The sequence below is a fragment of the Mesorhizobium sp. M1088 genome, from assembly GCF_040318575.1.
Classification (GTDB): Bacteria; Pseudomonadota; Alphaproteobacteria; order Rhizobiales; family Rhizobiaceae; genus Mesorhizobium.
In genome coordinates, this window is sequence record NZ_JAMYMO010000087.1 from 1 (window position 1) to 4,998 (window position 4,998).

The window sequence follows — 4,998 nt, forward strand, 5'->3', positions numbered from 1 at the left end:
AGTGGGTCGATGCTGGGTGCCTCGGTGCTGCAGCCGGGTCACTCAAGGGCGCGCCATCATGATGCGCCGGATTCGTCAGTGGTTGATCTGAATCCCCTCGCACTGTTCGAGTTGCGTGACCATGCTCGTTCTGTGCCGGCGGCGCCTGCCGGGCCAGCGTTCGCCAGGGCTGAGGAGACGCCCTCCGCGGTTGGCGAGGCCGCGGTGGCCGAAAGGTGGGCTCGGTTGCAAAAGCAAATGGACGAACCAGTCCATGATCCCGGCCCTCAAGTGGATACATCGCCATGGGAGGCGCAACTCATGGTGCAAGGGAGCGGACAAGAACACGCCGCGGCGCCCTACGCCGGAGGCAGTGGGTCGATGCTGGGTGCCTCGGTGCTGCAGCCGGGTCACTCAACGGCGCGCCATCATGATGCGCCGGATTCGTCAGTGGTTGATCTGAATCCCCCCGCACCGTCCGAGTTGCGTGACCCTGCTCGTTCTGTGCCGGCGGCGGTGCAGCCAGATCCTCCAATAGGGGTCTCCGGTCCCGACAAGCGTCCTCTTTATTCCAACGATGCGACCGTTGTCGAAGGGCTGAGGTCAGCATTGGAGAGCACGGTCAAGCGCCATGTAAATTCTCTTCTCGGCTTTGGTCGTTGGCTCTTTGATAATAACAGGCCGGGATTTGCTGCTCGGCTTCACGAGGAGTCGCTGGATCCGGATCTCAAGGAGTACGAGAGCAAGAGTGGCTCCTCGGACGTGGCTAGAGCAGTGGGTCATCTCAAGACGTGGGCGGGCGGAGCGCCAGTGCTGGACCGCGCCGCTGTCCTGAATAATCCCGACCCTGCCGACGCCGCGCTCATCAGAGATTACACAGCGGCTCCCATCAAAGAGTACAAGGCAGCGCCGACCGGGCCGAATCCCGCTACCATTCAGACCTATGGATCTGCTCCTAGACGTTTCAGTGAATACCTGGTTGAAAACAAAAAGCCGGGGATTGCGGCTCGGCTTCACGAGGGGTCGCTGGATGAAGATGCCAAGCGCTATAACAACTCCGGTGGGATCAGTGCACTAGCTCATCTCCGGAAGTCCGAACTCGGGCGCGAGCTCCCTGGGAAAGCTAATGAAGACGACGCTGTTCTGCCATTGTCTTTCGTGCCAACTGGGCCCCATCACCAAGCCTCGGATCCCGCAGGGTCCTTTCGTCCCCTGATCTGGCGCGACGGCGACCAGCGCGCGCCGGACGAGCGGATCGCTGCACAGGACAGGAGCAACCAGCTATCAAGCGAGGAGGTCCTCATCAACCGTGAGCATGATACAGCGGAGTTGAGACCAGCGAAGAGGCAAAGGCCCCTGAACAGTCGTCTGCAGGACGTTGCCACTGAGCCGCAGCTGAGCGAGATCGGCAATTCAGGCGCTCGCGTGCTGATGCAGGCCCCCACCCATCAAGTGGGTGCATTGCCATGGGAAGCGCAGCCCATGATGCAAGGGAGCGGACAAGAACACGCCGCGGCGCCGTATGCCGGAGGCAGTGGGTCGATGCTGGGTGCCTCGGTGCTGCAGCCGGGTCACTCAACGGCGCGCCATCATCATGCGCCGGATTCGTCAGTGGTTGATCTGAATCCCCCCGCACCGTCCGAGTTGCGTGACCATGCTCGTTCTGTGCCGGCGGCGGTGCAGCCAGATCCTCCAATAGGGGTCTCCGGTCGCGACAAGGGTCCCCTCTATTCCAACGATGCGACCGTTGTCGAAGGGCTGAGGTCAGCTTACGCGGGTAAGGTCAAGGAGAGCACGGTCAAGCGCCATGTAAATTCTCTTCTCGGCTTTGGTCGTTGGCTCTTTGACAATAACAGGCCGGGATTTGCTGCTCGGCTTGACGAATCGTCGCTGGATCAGGATCGCAAGGAGTACGAGAGCAGGGGTGGCCCCTCGGAGTACGAGAGCAGGGGTGGCCCCTCGATCGTGGCTAGAGCACTGGGTCGTCTCAAGACGTTGGCGGGCGGAGCGCCAGTGGTCGACCGCCCTGTCCGGAATCCCTACCCTGCCGACGCCGCGCTCATCAGAGATTACACAGCGGCTCTCATCAAAGAGTACAAAGAAGCGCCTGCGACCGGGCCGAATCGCGGTACCATTCAGGTCTATGGATCTACTCTTATACGTTTCAGTGAATACCTGCATGAAAACAAAAAGCCGGGGATTGCGGATCGGCTTCACGAGGGGTCGCTGGATGAAGATGCCAAGCGCTATGTGAACTCCGGTGGTAACCGGAGGATCAGTGCACTAGCTCATCTCCGGAAGTTCGCACCCGGGCGCGAAATTGCCCTTGCTGCTCGTCCGGAAGACGCAGTCGGCATGGAGGCTCGTGCCATTGGGGACGCCGCTGCGCAGCGCAGCGGGACGCAGGAGGCATTGGGTCGGCCAGAGAGGCCCCCTGGGAAAGCTAAAGACGGGCGGGTGCTCGGCGCATTGGAATGGCTAGGCGACGAACATATCCAGAGGGATTACCAACTCCTGGAGCAGGAGTTGCAGGGGAACAATCCAGATCTCGCCGCCCGGACGCGGTTCGTGGATCCCCTCGTAGCCAATTATCATCTGCGCTTGGGCTCCGAGAGCGTCATGCTAAGCGCATTCCAGCGCATCGTCCATCAGAACGGTAACGACACAGCCGACTTCCTGTTCGTGCCAGTGAGCGATGGCGGTAAGACTCTTGCGGAGCGCGGCACCCATTGGTCGCTGCTGTTCGTTGATCGCAGCGACCGGGAACGGCCGGTTGCCTATCATTATGACTCCTACAACGGATGCAATGACACGCTTGCAAAAGAGCTCGCAGAAAATCTGGGCGCCAGCCTGGAGACCCGCGTGGGCGTATCCCGCATCGCCCAGCAGAGCAACGTGGTGGATTGCGGAGTCTACGTGGTGGACGGCACGCGGGCGCTGGTTGGGCGATTGCAATCGCAGCCAGATAACCTGAACCTCAACAACCTCGTCGTCAATCGGCAGGCACTACAAACCCGCCTCAGGGGTGACAATACATTCGGAACGGCAAATAATCTCACGAACTTTGAACTCATGGACCGACAGGCCCGAGACGCGGTTAAGGAAAGCCCCGTTGGGACGTTTCACCAGCAGATCAAGCGGCTCGGCCAGTCAGCGCCAGACGTTGCTCCCGGGGACCCATTTAAATCTCAAAGTCTTGAGAGCAAGGGGGACGCCGCTGCGCAGCACAGCGGGCCGCAGGAGGAATACAGTTGGCCAGAGTATCTCCCCCCTGGGAAAGCTAATGAAGACGACGCTGTTCTGGCATCGTCTTTCGTGCCAACTGGGCCCCATCACCAAGCCTCGGATCCCGCAGGGTCCTTTCGTCCCCTGAGCTGGCGCGACGGCGACCAGCGCGCGCCGGACGAGCGGATCGCTGCACAGGACAGGAGCAACCAGCTACCAAGCGAGGAGGTCCTCATCAACCGTGAGCATGATACAGCGGAGTTGAGACCAGCGAAGAGGCAAAGGACCCCGAACAGTCGTCTGCAGGACGTTGCCACTGAGCCGCAGCTGAGCGAGATCGGCAATTCAGGCGCTCGCGTGCTGATGCAGGCCCCCACCCATCAAGTGGGTGCATTGCCATGGGAGGCGCAGCCCATGATGCAAGGGAGCGGACAAGAACACGCCGCGGCGCCGTACGCCGGAGGCAGTGGGTCGATGCTGGGTGCCTCGGTGCTGCAGCCGGGTCACTCAACGGCGCGCCATCATCATGCGCCGGATTCGTCAGTGGTTGATCTGAATCCCCCCGCACCGTCCGAGTTGCGTGACCATGCTCGTTCTGTGCCGGCGGCGGTGCAGCCAGATCGCCCAAAAGTGGTCTCCGGTCCCGACAAGGGTCCTCTTTATTCCAACGATGCGACCCTTGTCGAAGGGCTGAGGTCAGCACTCTATGCCGGTAAGGTCGGGGAGATCACGGTCAAGCGCCATGTAGATATTCTTTTCGGCTTTGGTCATTGGCTCGTTGAAAATAACAAGCCGGGGATTGCGGATCGGCTTCACGATTCGTCGCTGGATCGGGATCGCAAGGAGTACGAGATCTGGGGTGGCGGCCCCTCGGCCGTGGCTGGGTCACTGGGTCGTCTCAAGACGTGGGCGGGCGGAGCGCCAGTGGTGGGCCGCCCTGCCCTGAATCCCCACCCTGCCGACGCCGTGCTCATCAGAGAGTACACAGCGGCTCTCATCAAAGCGTACGAGGCAGCGCCGACCGGGCCGAAACCCCGTACCGTTGAGGTCTATGGGTCTGCTCTTAGACGTTTCAGTCAATGCCTGGTTGAAAACAAAAAGCCGGGGATTGCGGATCGGCTTCACGAGCGGTCGCTGGATGAAGATGCCAAGCGCTATATGAAAACCGCTGACATCAGTGCACTAACTCATGTCCGGAAGTTCGCACTCGGGCGCGAAATTGCCCTTGCTGCTCGTCCGGAAGACGCAGTCGGCATGGAGGCTCGTGCCATTGGGGACGCCGCTGCGCAGACCGCGGCACAAGCTCATGGCCACGCAGGAGAGCAGGGACCCATCTCTCGAGCTCAACAAGTCGCGCCAGCGCCGTTTGAACGGCACTTGGGCAAGAAGCGTGAGGCCCAGGACGGACTGACGAGTACACTTGACAGGAGCAACCTCGTGAACAGCGGGGGCGTCATCATAAACAATGAACATTACACAGCGCTGTTGAGACCGGCGAAGAGGCAGAGGACTGATAATCCGCAAAGCCGCGCCATGGGGCGGCAACTGAGCGAAGCAACCACGACGTCCATCAGCCAAGCCTCCGATCAAGCCCGAGCGGACCTAATGGCTTCCTTCAGAAGCAGGGAGCGCTCCGACGCGGGGCGTTGAGCTCCATGGCTGGGGTCAAGCAGAACAGCTCTCTTGACGACAGAGGCGCTGATGCGATCTCCGGACCGGTAGCTCTCGCCGTAATTGATCAGGCTGGTACTGTTGGAAGGCTTGATCAGCCTCGTCACCCCAATCTCCAGCATA

General features: G+C 60.9%; 1 protein-coding gene. It reads left to right on the forward strand.

Going from position 1 to position 4,998, the window contains the following annotated elements; all coding sequences use genetic code 11:
- Window positions 1–78 precede the first annotated feature (78 nt).
- Window positions 79–4,854 (forward strand): Ulp1 family isopeptidase, encoded by a 4,776-nt coding sequence (locus NKH49_RS34330; RefSeq protein WP_352930078.1) that lies wholly within the window; start codon window positions 79–81, stop codon window positions 4,852–4,854.
- The last annotated feature ends 144 nt before the right edge of the window (window positions 4,855–4,998 follow it).